Below are 21,035 nucleotides of genomic sequence, written 5' to 3' on the forward strand. Positions count from 1 at the left end.
CGTTCCGGTTTCATTACTGGAACTTGAAGCGCACGGTCAAGCCATATTCGGCGGGTCGACCAGCGTAGCGAACAACGGTATCGTAAGTCTGGATCGTGTTTGTCCAGTAATACTTGTTGAAGATATTGCGACCCCAGCCGAAGACCGCCCAGCGGCCATCAGGCGCTTCCACGCCAAGCCGCGCGGAAACGAGCGTGCGGCGGCTCTGTTGCAAAGATTGGCGGCAGTCAGAGGTAGGCTGTCGCTCTGCGCCGATCAGGCGGCTGCTGCGAAATGGTGGTTGAGCATGCCCATGGCCTCCGTCAGCGCCGAGGGCCCAATGCCAAAAGCTCTCTCCACAAGGCGCACCTCGCCCCTGATGCCGGGCTGCAGGCACCAGGGGCGAGCCTGTCCTTTGCGCAGGGCTCGCATGACTTCGAATCCCTTGATCGTGGCATAGGCCGTGGGGATCGATTTGAAACCGCGCACCGGCTTGATCAGTATCTTGAGCTTTCCGTGATCGGCCTCGATCACGTTATTGAGATACTTCACCTGCCGGTGGGCCGTCTCCCGGTCCAGCTTTCCTTCGCGCTTCAATTCGGTGATCGCTGCACCATAGCTCGGCGCTTTGTCGGTATTGAGCGTGGCAGGCTTTTCCCAGTGCTTCAGGCCTCGCAGGGCCTTGCCCAGGAACCGCTTCGCTGCCTTGGCGCTGCGGGTCGGCGACAGGTAGAAATCGATCGTGTCGCCCCGCTTGTCGACTGCCCGGTACAGGTAGGTCCACTTGCCCCGCACCTTGACGTAGGTTTCATCCAGGCGCCAGCTCGGATCAAAGCCACGCCGCCAGAACCAGCGCAGCCGCTTCTCCATCTCCGGGGCGTAGCACTGGACCCAGCGATAGATCGTCGTATGGTCGACCGAAATGCCGCGTTCCGCCAGCATTTCCTCAAGGTCGCGATAGCTGATCGGATAGCGACAATACCAGCGCACCGCCCACAGGATCACATCACCCTGGAAATGGCGCCACTTGAAATCCGTCATCGTTCCGTCCGTCCAATCTCCGCCAAGCATGCTCAAGCTTCACGATTTTTGCAACAGAGCCAGATGGCCTATGCGAACCGCGATACCGGCAACGTGCTGGGTGCCGCGGAAACGGCGGGGATGACCGAGTATCTCGATCATCCCGCGATCAATCCCAAGCAATCGAAACACTGGGCGCTGGACATCGCCGTCGCTTTTCCCACGCTGCACATAAACCTTTCGCCCGGCGGTTTCTGGTCGCACAGGTTCTGGCCGATCAGCGTCAATCGCACGCGGTGGGAAGCCGAGTTTCATGTACCCAAGCCACTGACCGGGCGGGAAAAGCTGCAACAGGAACTCTATATCACGCGCATCGCGGAAATCCTGCTGGAGGACGTGACGAACACCGAACGCACCCAGCGCGGCATCGAGGCCGGCGCATACGATACGATGCAGTTGCAGGATGGCGAAGTACAGATCCGCCACAACCTTCACCACGTCGATCGCTGGGTGAACGCCAGGACCGTGCGCGAAGCGCTGGGCATCTGACAGGCAGCGCCCTTCACTTGCCCGTCAGTCAAAAATGGGGTCCTCAATGTCCGGATTGGAGCAACGCAGCTATATCGTGACGGGCGCAGGCGGCAGTATCGGCCGCGCTGCCGCCCTTATTCTTGCCCGTCGGGGCGCGAATGTGGTTGTCGCCGATATCGTCGAAGCCGCAGCCGAGGAAACGGTCAGACTGATACGCGCGGAAGGTGGCAACGCCGTCTACAGCCATTGCGACGTCAGTATCGAGGACAACGCGTGGTCGACCGTGGAACTCGCCATCACCGAATTCGGTCGCCTTGATGGCGCATTCAACAATGCGGGGCTGCCGCCGGTCAACGTGCCGCTTCATCAACTGACGAGCGCCGATTTCCAACGATCCCTGGATATCAACGTGCTCGGCGTTTTTCATTGCATGAAACATCAGATCGCAGCGATGCTGAAAGCGGGGAGCGGCGGTTCGATCGTGAACACGGCGTCGGTTGGCGGCACCGTCGCGATCCCCGCACATGGCGAGTACATCGCAGCCAAACATGCCGTTATCGGGCTGACGCGGATCGCTGCCGTCGATTACGGGCAACAGGGAATCCGCGTGAACGCAGTTCTACCGGGCGCTATCCGCACTCCGATGCTGATGTCGGTGATCGAGAACGAGCCTTCGCACGCGGAATTCCTGAAAACCGCCCACCCGATCGGTCGATATGGCGAACCGGCGGAGATCGGCGAAACGGCAGCCTGGTTGCTGTCGGATGCCTCTTCGTTCGTCACCGGCGCCGCCATTGCTGCCGATGGCGGCTACACCGCAATCTGAACTGCCAGAACCGTTGGGAACCGGACTATGAGCGCAATACGAATGATGGCGGTCTTCGCACGGAGAGTGGGAATGACGCCTCAGGCGTTTCACGATCACTGGCGCTATCCCCACGGCTCGCTGGGACAAGGCATCCGGATTATCAAGCGCTATGTCCAGAGCCATCAGGTCGACGTCGATTTCCTCGATGCCGATCAGAACCGCTACGAAGGCATCGCCGAAGTCTGGTTCGACAGCGAAGCGGACGCTGCCGCCTTCGTGACCGATCCTGATTATGTGGCCTATGCGCTGAAAGATGAGCCGAATTTCGTCGACATGGACAACTTCTTTGCCGTTTTCGCACGCGAAGAGGTTCTCAAAAGCCGCGCCGAAGCGCTGCGCGGTGACGAGGCGGCCTATAACTGGTCGATCGACCGACGACCGAACTTCGCCAAGCTTACCCAGGTGGTGTTCGAGGAAGGCGGCACGGCCTGGGCCGGAGACGACGATTTCGCACTTGGCGAGCGTCTTGGCGCATTTCGCCATACCCGGTGCCATCCGATCGAAAAGCTCGTCCTCCCCGGCCCCTCGGTGATCGGTGTGCGCGAACTTTATTGGCCGACGCGGACATTGGCAGAACAGGGCATAGCTGCAGCAGGTGACGCTTTCCATGCGCTGTTTAGCCGAGCGCCAAAGGCACAAACGATCTTCTCGATAAGTGAGCGCTACGTCTGACGGTGCAGGTTAACCGCCCCTGCGCCTCAAGACGCTTCTCAACCAGACGCCGCTCCTGCGCAGCCCATGGTAGAGCCAGAATGCGATCCATACCGAGCTTCAGCGGCCCTTCCAGGCGCTTCTGCAAATAGCGGCCGATCTCGAACGGGTTAGTCTTCGCCTGCCCTTCCACCACGGTCTTGCCGTCGGGATCGAGAACACAGATGCTCGTGCTGCGCTGGCTGACATCCAGACCCACGCTGTATGTTGCTTCGTGCCGGATAGGCGAGCCGTCCGATCAGGCGCAGGATGTTGCGCTCTGCCGGCGATTGTGGCGCATTGCGCAGCCAGGATAGCCATGTCGCGGCCTGCCCCGGTCGTCGGGCTAGCAAATCGTCCAGACCCTGAGCCAGCCAGCGCGGACGACGGCGATGCTGGCCGATGCGCGAAATCGTCGAAGCCATTTTCTATCTGCTACGGGCAGGATGTCCCTGGCGGCTTTTGCCCGACAGTTTTCCGCCATGGCGCACGGTATACCAGTGGTTCTGCACCTTGCGCGACGATGGGGTATTCGAAAGCCTCAATCATCATCTCGTTCGGATCGATCGCATCCGGACAGGGCGAGAACCAGCACCATCCGCGGCAGTCATCGACAGCCAGAGCGTGAAGACCACCGAAGCAGGCGGACCTCGTGGTTACGACGCAGGCAAGAAGACCATGGGACGCAAACGCCATGCAATGGTCGATACCGATGGTCGCGCCCTTATCATACTGGTCCATCCTGCCGATGTGCAGGACCGCGATGGCGCGGTGCCCTTGCTCCAGCAGTCTCACCAGCGGCATCCCTTCGTCGCGCGCGCCTATGCCGACAGCGCCTACAACAGCGATCGCGTCCGGGACGCCACCTCCATTACGATCGAAATCGTCCGCAAATTCGCCGATCAGACCGGCTTCGTCGTCCATCCCAGACGATGGATCGTCGAACGCACCTTCGCATGGATCAACCGCAATCGCCGTCTGGCCAAAGACTTCGAGCGGACCATCAAATCCGCAACCGCGCTCCTCTATGCCGCCGCTGCCATCGTCCTCATCCGACGCATCGCTCGTTACCCATGAGATTCAAGACAGACTCTTAACAAAATTTCGTTACTTGACGGATTTCTTGGACTTAGGGTTGCAGTGCGCCGCATGTAGATGGCTGTTCGTGGAGAAAGACAACGTGATACGTATGTTGGGTGAATTTTGGCCAGATATATTCGTGATCTTACTGGTCTGTTCGCTCGTATCATTTGCAAACCAAAAATTCGGAATATTTGTCGCTACTCCGATAACATTGGGATCGACTGCATTAACGCTATTGCTCGGAGCCGCTGGGGCGACATGATTCTACTCTTATCTTCCTTTTGGCCTTGGCTTGTTCCAGCAATTGCGTGGATCGGATTTTTCACCGGTCGCTATTTTAGAAGAAAGAGCATAGCGAAAAACACATGATTGCCGCAACTCTGGCGGCTTCGCGCGCCTACGCCGGGCCGGGTTACTCCCGGCCGTGAAAGCGGCATCCATCTGCGGCCTGCACGTCAAGCGTGTCGGCGCTCCTTCGCAGCCGCCAACATCTCGCGCCGAAGGATTGCGTTCATGCGAGCCTGATAGCCCTTGCCCTGGGATTTGAGCCAAGCAAGCACATCGGCGTCGAGCCGCGCCGTTACCTGCTGCTTGATCGGCTTATAGAACCGTCCACGCTCGGCGGTCTTCCAGAAATCCTCTGTCAGCGTCGGGGCATCACTATAGTCGATACCGCTATCCGGCATCGCCTGCAGGGCATCCAGCTCGGCCTTCTGTGCCTCGGTCAAGGGGGGCAGATTGCCCGGATCGAGCTGGAAGCGGACGGTATCAGCGTCTTTCTTCTTCATAACGTCGTCTTTCCTTTCGATCGGCTTTTCGGGCCGAAATGATATGGATGATCTCCACATATTCGCCGTCGTCGTCATCCTCAGCGACGGTGTGGGCCACCAGCAGGAGTAAATGTCCTTCGACCAGGCCCAAGGTCTGCCATCGTTGCTCGCCGCCTTCGATCCGATCATGCACGCTAAGCGCAAAGGGGTCTGCGAAGGCGCTGGCGGCCGTCTCGAAACTGATGCCATGCTTTCTCAGATTGCTCTCGGCTTTGGCTGGGTGCCAGGAAAAGCGCATGGATAACATGACGGGAATATAATTATATTTTTGTCGTTATTCAAGGCGTATCCTTGACCGGCGCTGACCACCCGATCCGCTCCAACGTGTCCGTCAATGTTGATCGCGGCACGCTGAACGTGCGAGAAACCGACGCTTTGCTGGCCCCATTGGACAGAGCGGCAACTATCAACTGCATCTTTTCCGCGGCGATCGTCGGCGGTCGTCCACCTTGTCGGCCCCGCCGCTTTGCGGCGGCCAGGCCCGCCATGATCCGCTCCCGCGTCAACGCTCGCTCGTATTGGGCGAGCGCGCCGAACAGCGAGAACAGCAACTCGCCATGCGGCGTGGTGGTATCCATCTGTTCGGTCAGCGACCGGAAGGCGATGCCGCGTTCCTTGAGGTCGGTGACGATCGCCAGCAGGTGCGGCAGCGAGCGGCCGAGCCGATCGAGCTTCCAGACAACCAGCGTGTCGCCGGCGTTCATGTAGTCGAGGCAGGCTTTCAGGCCGGCGCGATCGTCGCGCGCACCGGAAGCCTTGTCGGAGTAGAGGTGCCGTTGATCGACACCAGCGGCCGTGAGCGCATCGCGTTGCAGATCGACCGGCTCTGTTGCAAAAATCGTGAAGCTTGAGCATGCTTGGCGGAGATTGGACGGACGGAACGATGACGGATTTCAAGTGGCGCCATTTCCAGGGTGATGTGATCCTGTGGGCGGTGCGCTGGTATTGTCGCTATCCGATCAGCTATCGCGACCTTGAGGAAATGCTGGCGGAACGCGGCATTTCGGTCGACCATACGACGATCTATCGCTGGGTCCAGTGCTACGCCCCGGAGATGGAGAAGCGGCTGCGCTGGTTCTGGCGGCGTGGCTTTGATCCGAGCTGGCGCCTGGATGAAACCTACGTCAAGGTGCGGGGCAAGTGGACCTACCTGTACCGGGCAGTCGACAAGCGGGGCGACACGATCGATTTCTACCTGTCGCCGACCCGCAGCGCCAAGGCAGCGAAGCGGTTCCTGGGCAAGGCCCTGCGAGGCCTGAAGCACTGGGAAAAGCCTGCCACGCTCAATACCGACAAAGCGCCGAGCTATGGTGCAGCGATCACCGAATTGAAGCGCGAAGGAAAGCTGGACCGGGAGACGGCCCACCGGCAGGTGAAGTATCTCAATAACGTGATCGAGGCCGATCACGGAAAGCTCAAGATACTGATCAAGCCGGTGCGCGGTTTCAAATCGATCCCCACGGCCTATGCCACGATCAAGGGATTCGAAGTCATGCGAGCCCTGCGCAAAGGACAGGCTCGCCCCTGGTGCCTGCAGCCCGGCATCAGGGGCGAGGTGCGCCTTGTGGAGAGAGCTTTTGGCATTGGGCCCTCGGCGCTGACGGAGGCCATGGGCATGCTCAACCACCATTTCGCAGCAGCCGCCTGATCGGCGCAGAGCGACAGCCTACCTCTGACTGCCGCCAATCTTTGCAACAGAGCCAAAAATGTCGTCGCTCATGTCGGTCTCTCCTATTGTCCTGCGCGGGTGATCGGCGTCGCCGCGTCTGTGGTTTGTTCGGATCTTAGAAAATGAGCCGGTTCCGGATTATGCTGGGCGCAATCGCCGGACAAACGCCGCAATCGCCGCGCCAATCTCGTCCGGACTGTCCTCCTGGATGAAATGGGCGCCTGCGACCGTGATTTCGGTCTGGTTTGGCCATGTGCGGCAGAAGTCGCGTATTCGGCCCGTGGTCAAGGATCCCGGCTCGGCGTTGATGAAGAGTTTCGGAATCGGGCTTTCGCTGAGCCAGCCGGCATAGTCCCGGACGATCGCGACCACGTCGGCCGGGGTGCCTGCGATCGGGATTTGGCGAGGCCAAGACAGGGTCGGTCGACGGGCTTCGCCGGCGGCGAGGAAGGGCTCGCGATAGGCGGCCATCTCCGCTTCGCTTAAGGGGCGCAGGATCAATCCGGGGAGAACTTGTTCGACAAAAACATTGTCCTGCAACACCAATTCTTCGCCCGCCTGCGAGCGAAAGGCCTGAAACAGATCGCGATCCTGTTCGGGAAAATCCGCCCATTCGAGCGGCATGGTGACCGCTTCCATATAGGCAATCCCCTGTACACGCTCGCGGTGGCGGCGGGCCCAGTCGAAGCCGAGGACGGACCCCCAGTCATGCACGACCAGAACAACCCTGTCCCCGAGATCGAGCGCCTCCCACAGCGCGTCGAGATAGTCACGATGCTCGGCATAGGCATAACGCTCGGGCCCCGACGGATCGAGCTTGTCCGAATCGCCCATGCCGATCAGGTCACAGGCGATCAGCCGTCCCAGCCCGGCGCAATGCGGCATGATATTGCGCCACAGATAGGACGACGTCGGATTGCCGTGCTGGAAGAGGATCGGATCGCCGGTCCCTTCATCGATATAGGCCATGCGCCGGCCCTTGATCTCAATGAATTTCTTCTCGCCAAATGGCTTTGCGCCGAGGCTCATCGATATTCTCCTTGAGCGATTTTCTGGTCTGCCCGGTCGGCGATGCATATCGCATGATGAATATCATGTCAATCGAGGAATCGTTCTAGCCATTGCCGTCGAGCGGAGAGTTGCTGCCGGAGCATCGATGGATGACGGCGTAGGCCACGCAGGCGCCTCTCAGGCGGTAGCTTTCCTTAGCCCCGGGCGCATCCGAAAGATCGAGGAAGGTTTTGTGAGTCGGATACCAGACCGCGAGAATCTCATCGATATGTTGAGTGCCCACGGCCTGGCCAAACACGGGCGTGCACCACAGGATCCGCGCGCCGGCTCTGTTGCAAAAATCGTGAAGCTTGAGCATGCTTGGCGGAGATTGGACGGACGGAACGATGACGGATTTCAAGTGGCGCCATTTCCAGGGTGATGTGATCCTGTGGGCGGTGCGCTGGTATTGTCGCTATCCGATCAGCTATCGCGACCTTGAGGAAATGCTGGCGGAACGCGGCATTTCGGTCGACCATACGACGATCTATCGCTGGGTCCAGTGCTACGCCCCGGAGATGGAGAAGCGGCTGCGCTGGTTCTGGCGGCGTGGCTTTGATCCGAGCTGGCGCCTGGATGAAACCTACGTCAAGGTGCGGGGCAAGTGGACCTACCTGTACCGGGCAGTCGACAAGCGGGGCGACACGATCGATTTCTACCTGGCCTCTGTACATTATTCGGACACAGATTCACGGTAGCGGCTTGATGAGCAGCGGCATGAGGCCATCGGCATCGAGGTCGAGGCTCTCGGACCAGATATAATCGCCGGTGAGATTGATGCGGTCCCATCCCAGCGGCGACAATCGGGACAGCATGGCGGGATCGACAGGTGTGCCGCGGTGCCGCAGTTCATCGACGGCACGACCGAGATAGCGGCAGTTGAAAAGAATGATGGCGGCCGTGACGAGGTTGAGCGCTGCCGCGCGGGTCTGCTGGTTCTCCAGGCCACGGTCGCGAAACCGCCCGAGCCGATGGAAGGCGACAGCGCGGGCCAGGCTGTTGCGTGCCTCGCCCTTGTTGAGTTCGGCGGTGACCGTCCGGCGCAGATCGGTGTCGTCGAACCAGCGCAGCGTGAACAGTGTGCGCTCGATCCGTCCGACCTCCCGAAGTGCCGCAGCAAGACTGTTTTGTTGACGATAGGCGGACAGCTTCTTCAAAATCAGCGACGGTGTGACAGTGCGGTCGCGCATCGCCGCGATGACCTCCGCAATTTCGGCCCAATGGCTGACGATCAGGTCCCGACCGAGGCGGCGCCCGAACAGCGGTGCGAGCCGACCATAGCGCCGCGCGGGCTCGAAACCATAGAGTTGTCGATCCGACAGGCGCGGAATGCGCGGCTCGAAATCGAGGCCGAGCAAATGCATGACGGCGAACACGATATCGGAGACGCCGCCACCATCGGTGTGGAGGGCGGTGATGTCCGCGCTGCTTTCGTGGCCGAGGATGCCGTCGAGTGCGTGGATCGCCTCGCCCGCCGTCCCGGCGATGACCGTCTGATGAAGCGGTGCGTATCGATCGGTGATGGTGGTGTAGATCTTGACCACGGGGTCGCGACCGTAATGTGCGTTGACCGTTCCTCCGGCTTCGCCGGCACCGCCGAGATAATAAGCCTGCCCATCGGCCGATGCGCGATGCCCCGAACCAAACCAGGCGGCGAGCGGTTCGGCATGGATAGCGTCGGTCAGGCTGGCGAGCGCGGCGCGAAACGTTTCCTCGCGCATATGCCACGTCTGCATACGCAACAGTGCGCGACGCGAGGCGACACCGCAAACTTCGGCCATGCGCGACAGACCAAGGTTGGTCGCCTCCGCGATCAAGGTGGCAAGAAAGGCGCGTTCGTCGGCGGGAGGCAGACCGGTCGAGACATGGCCGAAATGCTGGATGAAGCCGGTCCATCGTTGAACCTGCGACAGCACATCCGTGATACGGGTGGCAGGCACCATGCCGTAGCAGGTGAGCGCAAGTTGCCGCCCTTCATCCTGACCAGGGTCTTCTTTGGGGTCTTTCGGAAACCGCAGCCGCTCGCCGGCAAAAAGGGGGGGATCGCGTTTGTCCAGATCGCGGGCGACCTCGCGCAGGGCGCTATCAAGCCTTGCCGCCCTCTCGTCGAGCCAGGCGTGCGGATCGCCGAGCGAGAAAGCGGGCTTCGGTACGGGGCTGGCCGGTGGGGCAAGCAGCACACTGAGCGCGCGATGGACGCGCGCGGTCGGCACCCAGATACCACCGGATGCCAAAGCATTGGAAAGCGCGCTGTAAGTCGCCATCTCCCAATGGGTGCGATCGATCCCGCCTGCGGTCATGACATGCCGACGCCAGCGGTGCTCGACATGGCCAAGCGGCACGTCATCGGGCAACGCCCTGCGCCAGTCTCCGTCGAGATCGGCGAGGATCGCCATCGCATCGCGCAACGGCTGCATTCCGGCCCGGCCCTGGAAATCAAAAGCGCGCACGAACGACGGCCCCATCCGCTTGAAGGCGCGATATTCCGCCGCGATCTCGTCCAGAACCTCGTTCCGGTGCGGTGAGGCGGTACGTCGGATGATAGCGGCGTCGGCGTCGATGATGTCGAGGGATGCCACGGCATCGACCGCCGCGGCGACATCGCCGCCAGCCCGGGCCGCCTGGCTGATCGCTTCCAGAACCCTGGCGATGCGTAACATCCGTTCGCGGCCCTCGCGGCCGGAAACGGCCACGCGCTGTTCGAGCCGTTTGCGGGCGCGCAGATGGGCCCGCCCCACGAGCGCAATGAACATATCGATCGCCGCATCGGTCAGTGTCGCCTCCAGCTCGCGCAGCGTCGCGAGCAGCACGACCCGCCTGCGGGCCGGGCGCATTTGCTGGAAAGCCTGTGCCGTGTAGCGCACACCCTCCCGGGCGAATTGCCCCAGGCGCGGTTCGTGGCGAACATCAGGGGAGAAAGCCGATATGCCCGTCCCACGAATCAGCGTGATCTTTTCGACGATTTCCAAAAGCGAAGCGGATGCGACACGCGGTTCTGGCTCGCGCAGCCAGGACAGACGGCTCTGCCGGTCATGCACCTTGTCATCGATCAGCGCGTCGAGTTGCTGACGCATCTCATGGCCAAGGCCGCCATCGATCGCGGCCACGAGATCCGTTTCCGCCTGATGTATCGCCTCGGCCGCCATGCGCTCCACGACGCTGACACCCGGGATCACGATCCGACGCGCGCGCATCTCATCCAGAAGCCGGCCGAGCAGCGCGCGTCCGTCGATGATGCTCGCCGCCTCGTTTGTCAGCCATGTCCGCAATTCCACGCGGTGCGGGCGGCTCAGATCGCTGAAGCCGAAGCGCGTCTTGATCGCGGCGAGCTGATCGTAGCGCGTGGGCGTGCGTCTGGCGAAATCAGCTATGACCTTTGCATCCACCCCGACCTGCTCGGCAATATGGTCGAGCATGACCGCAGGCAGCAGTTCCCCGTGGCGCAGATGCCGGCCCGGGTAGCGCAGGCAACAAAGCTGCAGGGCGTAGCCGAGTCGGGTGGCGGGCGTGCGCGCGGTGTCGATCGCGGTCATGTCCTCACCTGACAGACTATAGTGCTTCACGATCGCCGCCTCGTCGTCGGGCAACATCAGCAGGGCAGCGCGCTGCCGCGTCGTCATCGGAATCCGTCCGGGCATCTTTGAACCTCCAAAAACCACTTGCCTTTCGGCATGATTCTGAAAGAGGATTGTGAAAGACAAGAGGCCGCAGGAATCCGTTCATGCCGCACTGGCCTCCGGATACGGCCGTTTGTGAAAGGCAGGATTTGACCAGGGCACCCTATCTGATCGGCTATGCGCGGGTGTCGAAGGGTGACGAGCAGTCGAACGCCGCCCAGCGCCGCGCCCTCGACGCGGCTGGGTGCAGGCGCGTGTTCGAGGAAATTGCCAGTGGCGGGCGCTGGGACCGGCCAAAGCTCCTGGAGATGATCGGCCAGTTACGCGACAGTGACGTCGTCGTCGTCTGGAAACTCGACCGGCTATCGCGCAGCCTCAAGGATCTGCTGCACATTATGGAGCGGATCGAGGCGGCGGGCGCGGGCTTCCGCTCGCTGACCGAGGCGATTGACACCACCACGGCCGCAGGTCGCATGATGATGCAGATGGTCGGGAGCTTCGCCGAGTTCGAGCGCGCCATGATCCGCGAGCGCACCTCCGCCGGCCTCGCCCAGGCGCGTGCCGAAGGGCGGATCGGCGGACGCCGGCGCAAACTCGGCGAAAAGCAACGGCGCGAGATCGCGGAGTCCGTCATCTCCGGACGAAAATCCGGCGCCGAGATGGCGCGGCTCTATCATGTCAGCGAGCCGACCGTTTCGCGCATCGTCGCCGCGCACCGACAGACTATGGAGCTACCGGCATGAAACGCGGCCACGACCTGACCGGGCTGATGAAGTTCGCGACACGGCCCGAGTGGGCCGACGACCTGCATGACGCGCTCGACGATCATCTGGGGCCGGTTCTCACGCAGTTCGACATCGATTCCGACGAACTGCCCGGCATCATCGGGGATCACTGGGCCATGACCTTGTGGGGCTGCGCGTTCGAGGACCTGGTGACCCGCGTCTTCGAGCCCGATGGCCGCAACATCGTGGACGAATATCTCAAGCGCCGCGGATGGAACGAGGCCGGCCCCAACAAGCTCTACATGCGCGCGCTGAAGACCTCCGTCATGAGCGTCTATGAAGTCAGCGCGATCGAGCCCGGCGTCGGCTTCCTCGCGCGAGATCTGATCCGGGGCGGTGATCCCGTCCAGGTCCGCGAGCGCACCGCGTCCAGGACGCTGGGCCCGTGGGATCGGATCGGCGTGCGCATCATTCCGGTGAGCGGGCATAGGATCCTGGCAGGCGGCCTGCTGTCCTTTACAGCGGAAGCCACCAGCGCCCTTCTCGAGGCATTGCGCCTGGGACAGGGCAAGCGCGGCCCGCGCGCGAAACTAGTGATCGACGATGATCAACTGCGCGACCTGGCGCCGCTCATCTCGATGGTCTGGCTGTTCGACATCTTGCCCAGGATGCTCGAGCCTGTCGCCATCCCCACGCTGCATAACGCCGATGGCGAGGAGGTTGTTTTCCACCGTGTCCGTTTTCCGTTCACGCGGGGGACGACGCAGGCACTCATCGGCGACCGCCTCGATACCGTGCCCGCCCTGCAGCGGGAAACGTCACATTTCTGGAACTGGCTCGGCACCAGAACAAAACAGGGCAAGAAAGGCACCGGCCAGATGGCGTGGGGTGTGTCAATGGAAGACGGCACGCCGGTGCTTGGGAATCTGGAACTCAAGGGCCGCGCTCTGATCCTCTCCGTCACCTCGGCCGAACGTGCAGAACGCGGCGTTGCACTCGTCACCCAGGCGCTCGGCGCCCTGGTGGGAACACCTTTGACCGAGATCGAGACGATCGAACAGGCGATGGCTGCGCGTCAGGAAGGACGAACCGTGTCGGAGCCGGCACCGGACATCCCGGTCGAGGTCGCCACCCCGCTTGTCCACGGCATGCTCGATCGTCAATACCGGACACTCCTCGATGAGCCTGTCCCGATGCTCGGCGACAAAACGCCGCGACAATGCGCCGGCAGCAAGGCCGGACGCGACCAACTCGCCACGTGGCTAAAACATCTCGAAAATCTCAGTGGGAGACACGCTGACATCGATGATCCGATGGCGACGTACGACTTCGGGTGGATATGGCAGGAACTCGGGATCGAAGAACTGCGCCGGTGACGGCTTGACCCCGCAACGATGAAGGACATGCTGGCCGCCTGATAGACACTGGAGCCGCCTTCACCAACGGTGCCTGCGGATTTGTATTGCGCACGGCTGCTCGCAGGTGCAGCATGAGGATGCCTTTCAGGCATCCTCTCCTAAAACTATGGCCGGCCGTTGTGCCGGCCTTTTTGTGTGGCCGCGACGGCTTACGTAGCGCAATCCCTGGCAGAGAAGCTGGCGCCGACGTCCCTCAAGCTCGCCTACCGTGAATCTGTGGCCGAATAATGCACAGGGGCCTACCTGTCGCCGACCCGCAGCGCCAAGGCAGCGAAGCGGTTCCTGGGCAAGGCCCTGCGAGGCCTGAAGCACTGGGAAAAGCCTGCCACGCTCAATACCGACAAAGCGCCGAGCTATGGTGCAGCGATCACCGAATTGAAGCGCGAAGGAAAGCTGGACCGGGAGACGGCCCACCGGCAGGTGAAGTATCTCAATAACGTGATCGAGGCCGATCACGGAAAGCTCAAGATACTGATCAAGCCGGTGCGCGGTTTCAAATCGATCCCCACGGCCTATGCCACGATCAAGGGATTCGAAGTCATGCGAGCCCTGCGCAAAGGACAGGCTCGCCCCTGGTGCCTGCAGCCCGGCATCAGGGGCGAGGTGCGCCTTGTGGAGAGAGCTTTTGGCATTGGGCCCTCGGCGCTGACGGAGGCCATGGGCATGCTCAACCACCATTTCGCAGCAGCCGCCTGATCGGCGCAGAGCGACAGCCTACCTCTGACTGCCGCCAATCTTTGCAACAGAGCCGATCGACCGATTGCCGATCATCGGTTGACGATACGCGCATGTAGCCAACGAGCATGACGGAAAACCCCCAAAACCATGTTGTCGGACACATTTACAATCCGACAGTGTTTTTCGGACATTATGCGGGATCAGAGAGGCCGCGCAATAGCGTGCGCGGCGGAGATCGTCAGGAGTTGCGCCACGGCATGACGGGATTCAGGTGAAATCCGTGATTCGCCCCTAGCCCCTATAGGCCGATAGGGCACGCCGATACGCCCCTCGGCAGTGCCGCGCCGGCGTAGGGTGGCGGCGATATGGCGCTCGGCCGCTACGCGATCGGCGAAGGCATGACGCTGAGCTTGGCCGCGCGCGCCGATCAGCGGTCATTGTTCGCCGGCTTGACCTCGATCGTGCAGCGCACCGTCTTTTTCGCCTTGGCGGCAGCCGCGCCGCACGCTTCGATCGTCTCGCGATTGTCCCGCGCCAGATTGGCGGCCGCGACGATCCCCTCCCAGCTCGCCGGCGATGCGCGCTGCATCAGATGCGTGCCGGCATCCCATAGCGTCGGTTCGGCAAGCGCCCGCGTCGCCATGCGCTCCGGCAACTGCCAGCTATCGGGCATGGCGCGCGCGATCAGGCCGGCGAGAAGCGCATAGAGCAATATCCCCAGCACCACGCCGCCCAACCCGATCCAAAACAGCCACCGATCCTGTTGCCAGCGCGCGCGCGTCGTTCCGATCAGCCCCCGCAATTCCCGCGCCGCCTCGCTCATGTCCGATCGCGTGCTGTTCACCAGGTTGTGCAGCTCGCCCGTCGCACTCGCCACCGAAGCGTTTACACGCTCTCCCATCGTCTCCGGGGTGAGTTTCATCGCGGGGCTTTTCGCGATCACATCGACCCGCTGGGTGAGCGCCAGCAATATCTTCTCGGTGTTGGCGAGCGTCGGCTGATAATCGGGAATCTCGATGGACTCGCGCGCGCGGGCTAACCCCTCGACCGCAAGGCGCACCAGCGCCACCTCGCCGCGCAACTGCTCGAACGCCGCCTGCGGATCGTCGCCGGCCCTGCCGTTGTTGCGATAATTATCCTCGTCCATCATCCTCTCCTTACCGGCTCATTCCGCGCCCCATGCCTATCCCTAAATCCCGCGCCAGCTCGCGGCCAAGGTCGCCGCTGTTCATGCCGCGCCCCCGGCCCATGCCGATCTCAAGCCCCAGCTCGCGGGTGCGATTACGCAGGACCAATTCCACCTGGGGATCGCGCTCAAGGCTTTTCGCCATGCCCGCCATTTCCTTGCCCGTGCGCTCCCGGCCCGCCATGTCGCCGGCGCGATAGAGGCGGTCGCGCTCCTGTTTGAGGCCCTGCCAGCGTTCCACGAACCGATCGGCGCGCAAGTTCGGATCGGCCCGCACGCGCGCCTCCTGGGCCATCGCCTCGATCATCGGGCCGCTGCGCCCCGCCGCCGCCTCGCGCAGCAAGGCGGGATCGCGCTGCATCGCCGATGCGAGGTCACGCGAGGCTCCCGGCCTGATCTGGTCCAGCGCCTGTGTCGTGCGCTCGAGCGCGACCTTTTGATGCTCAAGGACCGGAGCGCCCGACGCCCGCGCCTGCAACACCGCCTCGGCCGAACGCGAGGCCCGCTCGACCGCGCGGGCATAGTCGCGGCCCTGGCCGCGATCGGCAGGGACCGGCGCGCGCTCCGCGCCCTTCAGCGGCGCGGCCGACAGCTTCAGCCCGTCGAACATGCCGCGCTTGGGGGCCGCCTTCTCGCGCTCGCCTGCCGGCGTCGATTCCGGCGCTGGGCGCTGCGGGGCAGGCCGGAAGCCGTCGAACATGCCTCGCCGCGGTTGCCGCTCGGCCGCGGCTTGTCCCGCGCCAGCGCCGCGGTCGCCGGCATCGCGAACCGTGCGTGGATCTTCGCCCATCTGGCGCATGGTTCCCGCGCGCGGGCCAAGGATCTCCACCGGCGAGCGTTCCGCCCGTTCCGGCAATCGGATCTCGCCCGACAATCCGCGCCGGTCGGCGAAAGCACGAATCTCCGCATCCCGGTCGCGGCCATAGTCGGACGCCATATCCTTCGCCCGCTCGCGCGACAGCGTGCGGACAAGCCGGCGATCGTCGCCGAAGTCGTCGCGGCCGTAATGGAGCTGCACCCCGTCGCGGTGCCGCGACAACGCCACATAGGCCGAATGGCGGTCCATGCCGGGGGTCGCCAGCACATGCGCGCGATCGACCGTCACGCCCTGCGATTTATGGATGGTGGCGGCATAGCCGTGATCGACATGGGCATAATCTTTCAGGTCAAACGCGACCGATCGGCCATCGTCCAGCTTCACCGCCATGCGCTCCGGCGATACCTGCTCGACCTTCCCCAGCGTGCCGTTCCTCACCCCTAGCCCGCGCTCGTTTTTCAGGAACATGATGCGGTCGCCGGTCGCGAAGTCCCGCGCGCCGCGCTCGGCCGACACGCGCACGTCCGGCCCCAGCTCGCCGGCGTCGCGCAGCCGATCGCGCGCGGCCAGGTTCAAATCGCGCACCTCGGCATTGGTATGGGTGAGGATGATCCGCGACTGATCCGGCGCGGCGATGCGCTCGGCATCCCAGCGGTCCACAAGATCGGCGCGGGCCAGCTCACGCGTCTCGGCCGCCTGCACCATGCCATGCGCCTCATAGGCATGGATCGCCTCGCCTGCCCGGCCCGTCGCCAGCGCCTTGGTCGCGTCGCGCTGCCAGTCCTCGCACTGCCGGCGTATCTCGGTGATCTCGGCCCAACCGTGGCGCTCGGTCACGGCCCGGAACGCCGCCCCGGCCTCGATCGCCTGCAACTGCTCGGGGTCGCCGACAAGAACGACCTTCGCGCCCGCCTGTTCGGCATGGGACAGCACGCACTCCATCTGGCGCGTGCCGATCATGCCGGCCTCGTCTATCACCAGCACGTCGCGCGGGCCTAGCAGTTCGCGGCCCTGCTCCCATTGATATTCCATGCTCGCGATCGTCCGCGACGCGATGGCGGACCCGCCTTCCAGATTCTCGGCCGCGATGCCCGACAAGGCCGCGCCGCGCACCTGATAGCCCTGCGCCTCCCACGCCTCGCGCGCGACCCCCAGCATCGCCGACTTGCCGCTGCCGGCATAGCCGACGACCGACGCAAGGCCCTTGTCGCCGGTGATATGCGCCAACGCCCCGCGCTGCTCGGCCGACAGGTCAAGCCCCCTGCCCTCGGCCGACGCCAGCGCGCGGGTCACATGGGCGTCGGCGACACCATGCCCCCGGTCGATCGCCAGCCCCTCGGCCGCGCGTTCCAACCGCTGCTCGGCCGCGATCATGTCGCGCGACGTGAACCGATCCTCGCCCTTCCCGTCCCGCCCCAGCGCCACCAGCTCGGGCGAGGATCGCACCGCGCTCATCACCTGGTCGAACTGATCCTTGCCGTCGCTGTGCCGGAACGCGAACTGCGCCAGGTCGCGCCGGGTGAACGTCGCCTGTTGGCGGGCGATCGCGTCCAATGCGATTTCCGGCCTGGCGATGATCTTCTCGCCGTTCTCGCGCGCGATCCGGGCATGGTCCTCGACCCGCTCGGCCTCAAGCCCCTGTTCGGGCATCCGCGACGCCGCCGGCCCGATCTTGTGTTGGGGTTCAAGGTCGATGCCCTGCGCCTCCAACGTCCGGTGATCTATGCGGGCGTCTATATCCAGCTCGGCCAACCGCTCGTTGACATGATCGGCCCAGGCCACGCGCCATTCCTGCAACAGCGCCGTGCTGTTCCACTCGCGCACCTTCTGGCCGAAGCCCTCCGGGCCAACCTCGCGCATCGACAGCATGACATGCGCGTGCGGCTTGGGTTGCCCGTCCTTGCCCATGTCCCAATGTACATTCATGTCCGCGACCATGCCGCGTTCGACGAACTGCTTTTCGACAAAATCGCGGGCGAGCTGGATGCCCTGTTGCTGGTTCAGCTCGCGCGGAATCGAGAACTCCACCTCGCGCGCCAACTGCGCGTCCTTGCGCTTCTCGCCGGCCTCAACCTCGTTCCACAAGGTCGCGCGATCGTTTAAACGCTCCGGCGCACCCTCGGGAGCCAAGATTTCCGAATGGACGACGCCGGCCTTGTTTGAGAAATCATGGTCGCGCCCTAGCCGGTCATCGTGCAGCCGTTCCGCCGCACGATAGGCCGCGCTGGCAACGGCGCTCGATCCGTTGGCGCGGCTGATGACCTTGGCCGAGAAATGGTAGATCGCCATAACGGCCGCTATACTGCCCTTCTTAGCGCAGGTCGGCAACGATGTATAAGCGCGCACTCACACTCTCTGCCGTTCGCGTGATTGACTTCGCCGCATTTCTTGATCGGAACGGTTCCTCGCGCGCGCTATCGTGCTACGCTGCGGCTCCATTCATGGGCGCGAGGGAGAGAAGATGCGAAAGGTGCGCGACTATGACGCGGAACTGCGGGCGCTGAACGACAAGGCCAAGGCTTTGAAGGCCCGCAAGGTCCAGCAACTCGGCGAGCTGGTCACGTCCACCGGGGCCGATGCGCTCGATCTGGACACGCTCGCCGGTGCGCTGCTCGCCGCTGTGGAAGCGGCCGACGCGAACGAAAAGGAGGCGTGGCGCTCGCGGGGCGCGGCCTTCTTTCAAGGACGCGGTCGCAAGGCTGGCCGACGCACTGGCGGCAACGGTGAAGGCGCAAGGCAAACTGGCGCAGGCAAGGAACAGGCTTGAAGCCGCCGCGCGCCGCACCGATACGAGAGGATGGGTCGTGGCCCGACGCGAGCGCACGCGCCATCTCATAGAGCTGGGCGGCCTCGTCCAGAAAGCCGGTCTGGTCGAGCTGGCCGACGATGATCGCGCCACCCTTTACGGCGCGCTGCTCGATTGTACAGCGCGCGTTCAAGGCGACGACGCTGGCAATGTGCTGGCGCTCTGGAAGCGGCGGGGCAAGCGCGCGTTCGACGCGGAAGCGGAAGGTGCGGGCAATGGCTGATCGGCCCGATTTCCATGTCATCACCGGCGGGCCTGGCTCCGGCAAAAGCACCCTAATCGAAGCGTTGGCGGTGGAGGGTTTCGACCACATGCCGGAAGCCGGTCGGGCCATCATCCGCGATCAGGTCGCGATCGGCGGCGCGGCCCTCCCCTGGGCCGATCGCGCCGCCTTCGCGGAATTGATGCTGGGTTGGGAATTGCGCTCATGGCATGAGGCCCACGATCGCGCAGGGCCGGTGATCTGCGATCGCAGCGTGCCTGATGTGGCGGGCTATCTGCGCCTGTGCGGCCTCCCCGTCCCGGCTCATGTCAGCCAAGCGGCGGACCTGTTTCGCTATCAACCCCGCGTGTTCATCGCCCCCTTGGCGCGAGATATTCGCGGCCGATGCGGAAAGAAAACAGGATTTCGCGGAAGCGCAGGCGACCTATCAGGCGATGGTCGCGGTCTATTCCGGCCTTGGCTACGAGCTGGTGACGCTTCCCCTCGCCTCTGTCGCCGAACGTGTGCGGTTCGTCCGCGCCGCAATCGAAAGGGAGGAATCCTAACATGGGGCCTCGCGCGATCTGGCGGGCGTTCGACGCGGAAACGGAAGGGAGAAGCGCACCATGAACATGCTCGACGTGGACGCAATCCGCGCCCAAGTCCGCGCGCTCGATTTCACGCGCGGCACACCGGCCGACGCCGCCATGCGGCGCGAGGATGATGCCGACGCGCGCGCCAATCTCGCGATCGAAGGCATGGCGCTCGACGCCGGCGAACACGCCCTGTTCGACATGCTGCGCGAGGAAGCCGCGCGATCGACAGCGACGAAACCGGCATATCGTTCGGCCAGCAGCATCTTGCGCGGCCCTTGCTCACGCCGGATGAAGTCCGCTCGCTGCGCGAGGATTACCAGTTCCTGTTCTTCGCGGGACAACGGTCGATCGTCGCCGCCAAGCTCAAATACTATGCCGATCGCGAGTTCGCGGGCCGCTTCGACAAGGCGTGAAGTCTTTAAACGGCCCCGTAGTCGAAGCGGCATCATTCCGATATACAAACGATATTGAATGATGGCGCTCTGCCATCCCTCCCTGGTCATAGAAATCGCTCGAAAGCGCGGAAAATCGCCTACTGGCGTTCTAAAGGTGAGGTTTGGGGTATGACCTCACCATTAGCGATCGACGCAGCGGTGGATGATCCCCTGAAGGTCGAAGATCTAGCTTCCAAAAAATCGGCCGCCCAGGAAGCCCGTAAAGCGCATTTGCTGCTCCAACCTCATTTCCTGTCCCCCACCCCGAAATGCGCCCCAGCGGCTCGGAAATCGCACCAGGGGCGACGTTTCCGCCTGCTCCGCCCTCTCAATTGGATCACCACCCTATCCGTTTGGCTTTCCAAGAAAGCCAATTTGCTACTTGGCCGTTGGCGCTGTCGTTGCGGTAGGGACGTGGTGTTTAAACATTTCTAATCAAACAAAAAGCGTACCGGCGGAGCCGGTCCATCATGGGGATGCCGGGTGGGAGGATCGCTAAAGCGATCCGGGGCGGCTGAAGGTCGCGAGCCGGCGGGGCGAAGCTCCAGGAGACGGTGTTCTTCTTCTTCTTCTTCGGGTCTGACGATGCGGCGAGTTCGGAGTTATCCACAGGCAGGGCTACCCTAAAACTCACCTAAAACTCACCGTTCGCGTTCTGATTCAAAGATTCTTCTTAGATTCAAGATTCAGGGTGCCTCAAACCCGCAGAAAACCAAGAAAAATTGCCCCGAAAAGTGAGTTTTGGGGTCGAGTCGCGTGAGTGTTGGGGTAGCCTTCGGTGAGTTTTGGGGTCGGTAAAAGTGAGTTTTGGGGTCGAGTCCGGTGAGTGTTGGGGT

Annotated in this window: 19 protein-coding genes and 6 pseudogenes; 14 read left to right on the forward strand and 11 right to left on the reverse strand. The window is 62.9% G+C overall.

Annotation, left to right across the window (positions count from 1 at the left end):
• Positions 1–13 precede the first annotated feature (13 nt).
• Positions 14–214, reverse strand: coding sequence for a TonB-dependent receptor-like protein (locus tag G432_RS23880; protein WP_015460625.1), 201 nt, complete (start codon positions 212–214; stop codon positions 14–16).
• A 41-nt stretch (positions 215–255) separates the two neighbouring features.
• Entirely contained in the window at positions 256–1,020 is a 765-nt protein-coding gene (locus tag G432_RS21890) for an IS6-like element IS6100 family transposase (RefSeq protein WP_001389365.1), read from the reverse strand.
• Between G432_RS21890 and G432_RS21895 the strand changes: the two genes are divergently transcribed.
• Genes G432_RS21895 through G432_RS21905 form a run of 3 tightly spaced genes read left to right on the forward strand, consistent with a single transcriptional unit; the run spans position 997 to position 3,070 of the window.
• Positions 997–1,548 carry an RHO alpha subunit C-terminal catalytic domain-containing protein gene (locus G432_RS21895; RefSeq protein WP_236626961.1) on the forward strand — a complete coding sequence of 184 codons (552 nt, stop codon included), beginning with the start codon at positions 997–999 and terminating at the stop codon, positions 1,546–1,548. The genes G432_RS21890 and G432_RS21895 overlap by 24 nt on opposite strands.
• A 46-nt stretch (positions 1,549–1,594) precedes the next feature.
• Entirely contained in the window at positions 1,595–2,356 is a 762-nt protein-coding gene (locus tag G432_RS21900; protein WP_007682039.1) for an SDR family NAD(P)-dependent oxidoreductase, read from the forward strand.
• A 45-nt stretch (positions 2,357–2,401) separates the two neighbouring features.
• Positions 2,402–3,070 (forward strand): EthD domain-containing protein, encoded by a 669-nt coding sequence (locus tag G432_RS21905; protein WP_081440685.1) that lies wholly within the window; start codon positions 2,402–2,404, stop codon positions 3,068–3,070.
• Here G432_RS21905 and G432_RS23885 read toward each other — a convergent pair.
• Positions 3,015–3,308 carry a hypothetical protein gene (locus G432_RS23885; RefSeq protein WP_145907151.1) on the reverse strand — a complete coding sequence of 98 codons (294 nt, stop codon included), beginning with the start codon at positions 3,306–3,308 and terminating at the stop codon, positions 3,015–3,017. The two genes, G432_RS21905 and G432_RS23885, sit on opposite strands and share 56 nt — an antisense overlap.
• A 155-nt stretch (positions 3,309–3,463) precedes the next feature.
• Here G432_RS23885 and G432_RS21910 point away from each other — a divergent pair.
• Positions 3,464–4,165, forward strand: a pseudogene (locus G432_RS21910) (IS5 family transposase); the annotation flags it as partial.
• Positions 4,166–4,626: 461 nt separating this feature from the next.
• Here the strand turns inward: G432_RS21910 and G432_RS21915 are convergent.
• From G432_RS21915 to G432_RS21925, 3 genes are read right to left on the reverse strand one after another with little or no spacing between them, the layout of a single operon-like run.
• On the reverse strand, positions 4,627–4,959 hold the full coding sequence (locus G432_RS21915) for a BrnA antitoxin family protein (protein ID WP_007682049.1): 333 nt from the start codon (positions 4,957–4,959) through the stop codon (positions 4,627–4,629).
• On the reverse strand, positions 4,940–5,248 hold the full coding sequence (locus tag G432_RS21920; protein WP_007682056.1) for a BrnT family toxin: 309 nt from the start codon (positions 5,246–5,248) through the stop codon (positions 4,940–4,942). Before G432_RS21920 ends, G432_RS21915 begins: the two co-directional genes overlap by 20 nt.
• A gap of 31 nt (positions 5,249–5,279) precedes the next feature.
• Positions 5,280–5,840, reverse strand: a complete 561-nt coding sequence (locus G432_RS21925) for a recombinase family protein (RefSeq protein ID WP_029987071.1) — start codon at positions 5,838–5,840, stop codon at positions 5,280–5,282.
• A gap of 44 nt (positions 5,841–5,884) precedes the next feature.
• Between G432_RS21925 and G432_RS21930 the strand changes: the two genes are divergently transcribed.
• Positions 5,885–6,649, forward strand: coding sequence for an IS6-like element IS6100 family transposase (locus G432_RS21930; RefSeq protein ID WP_001389365.1), 765 nt, complete (start codon positions 5,885–5,887; stop codon positions 6,647–6,649).
• A gap of 159 nt (positions 6,650–6,808) precedes the next feature.
• Here G432_RS21930 and linB read toward each other — a convergent pair whose 3' ends face one another.
• A complete protein-coding gene (gene linB, locus G432_RS21935) occupies positions 6,809–7,699 on the reverse strand; it encodes a haloalkane dehalogenase (RefSeq protein ID WP_015460628.1) in 891 nt (296 codons plus the stop codon).
• Between the two features lie 85 nt (positions 7,700–7,784).
• Entirely contained in the window at positions 7,785–8,081 is a 297-nt protein-coding gene (locus G432_RS21940) for a hypothetical protein (RefSeq protein ID WP_235589608.1), read from the reverse strand.
• Here G432_RS21940 and G432_RS21945 point away from each other — a divergent pair.
• A pseudogene (locus tag G432_RS21945) lies at positions 8,068–8,385 on the forward strand (IS6-like element IS6100 family transposase); the annotation flags it as partial. The gene G432_RS21940 and the pseudogene G432_RS21945 overlap by 14 nt on opposite strands.
• 24 nt (positions 8,386–8,409) lie before the next feature.
• Here G432_RS21945 and G432_RS21950 read toward each other — a convergent pair.
• Positions 8,410–11,340: a Tn3 family transposase gene (locus tag G432_RS21950; RefSeq protein WP_007683471.1), complete on the reverse strand. Its 2,931-nt coding sequence runs from the start codon at positions 11,338–11,340 to the stop codon at positions 8,410–8,412.
• Positions 11,341–11,486: 146 nt separating this feature from the next.
• Between G432_RS21950 and G432_RS21955 the strand changes: the two genes are divergently transcribed.
• The 3 genes and pseudogenes from G432_RS21955 to G432_RS21965 all read left to right on the forward strand — a co-directional run.
• Positions 11,487–12,080 carry a recombinase family protein gene (locus G432_RS21955; protein WP_007683474.1) on the forward strand — a complete coding sequence of 198 codons (594 nt, stop codon included), beginning with the start codon at positions 11,487–11,489 and terminating at the stop codon, positions 12,078–12,080.
• Complete coding sequence (locus G432_RS21960; RefSeq protein ID WP_007683476.1) at positions 12,077–13,438, forward strand: hypothetical protein; 1,362 nt, start codon at positions 12,077–12,079, stop codon at positions 13,436–13,438. The genes G432_RS21955 and G432_RS21960 overlap by 4 nt, the downstream gene beginning before the upstream one ends.
• A 282-nt stretch (positions 13,439–13,720) precedes the next feature.
• A pseudogene (locus tag G432_RS21965) lies at positions 13,721–14,176 on the forward strand (IS6-like element IS6100 family transposase); the annotation flags it as partial.
• 409 nt (positions 14,177–14,585) lie between these two features.
• Here the strand turns inward: G432_RS21965 and G432_RS21970 are convergent.
• Positions 14,586–15,308 carry a DUF6118 family protein gene (locus tag G432_RS21970; RefSeq protein WP_015460630.1) on the reverse strand — a complete coding sequence of 241 codons (723 nt, stop codon included), beginning with the start codon at positions 15,306–15,308 and terminating at the stop codon, positions 14,586–14,588.
• Between the two features lie 7 nt (positions 15,309–15,315).
• Positions 15,316–18,450, reverse strand: coding sequence for a Ti-type conjugative transfer relaxase TraA (gene traA / locus G432_RS21975; RefSeq protein ID WP_015460623.1), 3,135 nt, complete (start codon positions 18,448–18,450; stop codon positions 15,316–15,318).
• A 172-nt stretch (positions 18,451–18,622) separates the two neighbouring features.
• Here traA and G432_RS21980 point away from each other — a divergent pair, with 172 nt between their 5' ends.
• The 5 genes and pseudogenes from G432_RS21980 to G432_RS24240 form a co-directional block, all read left to right on the forward strand.
• Positions 18,623–18,928, forward strand: coding sequence for a conjugal transfer protein TraD (locus G432_RS21980; protein ID WP_015460622.1), 306 nt, complete (start codon positions 18,623–18,625; stop codon positions 18,926–18,928).
• A 37-nt stretch (positions 18,929–18,965) separates the two neighbouring features.
• Positions 18,966–19,190, forward strand: coding sequence for a conjugal transfer protein TraD (locus tag G432_RS21985; protein WP_015460621.1), 225 nt, complete (start codon positions 18,966–18,968; stop codon positions 19,188–19,190).
• Positions 19,183–19,735, forward strand: a pseudogene (locus G432_RS23045) (AAA family ATPase). The gene G432_RS21985 and the pseudogene G432_RS23045 overlap by 8 nt, the downstream one beginning before the upstream one ends.
• 60 nt (positions 19,736–19,795) lie before the next feature.
• Positions 19,796–19,981 (forward strand): annotated as a pseudogene (locus G432_RS24485) (hypothetical protein); the annotation flags it as partial.
• Positions 19,978–20,178, forward strand: a pseudogene (locus G432_RS24240) (type IV secretory system conjugative DNA transfer family protein); the annotation flags it as partial. The pseudogenes G432_RS24485 and G432_RS24240, both read left to right, overlap by 4 nt.
• Positions 20,179–21,035: the final 857 nt, after the last annotated feature.

It is taken from the genome of Sphingomonas sp. MM-1, from assembly GCF_000347675.2.
GTDB lineage: Bacteria > Pseudomonadota > Alphaproteobacteria > Sphingomonadales > Sphingomonadaceae > Sphingomonas_E > Sphingomonas_E fennica.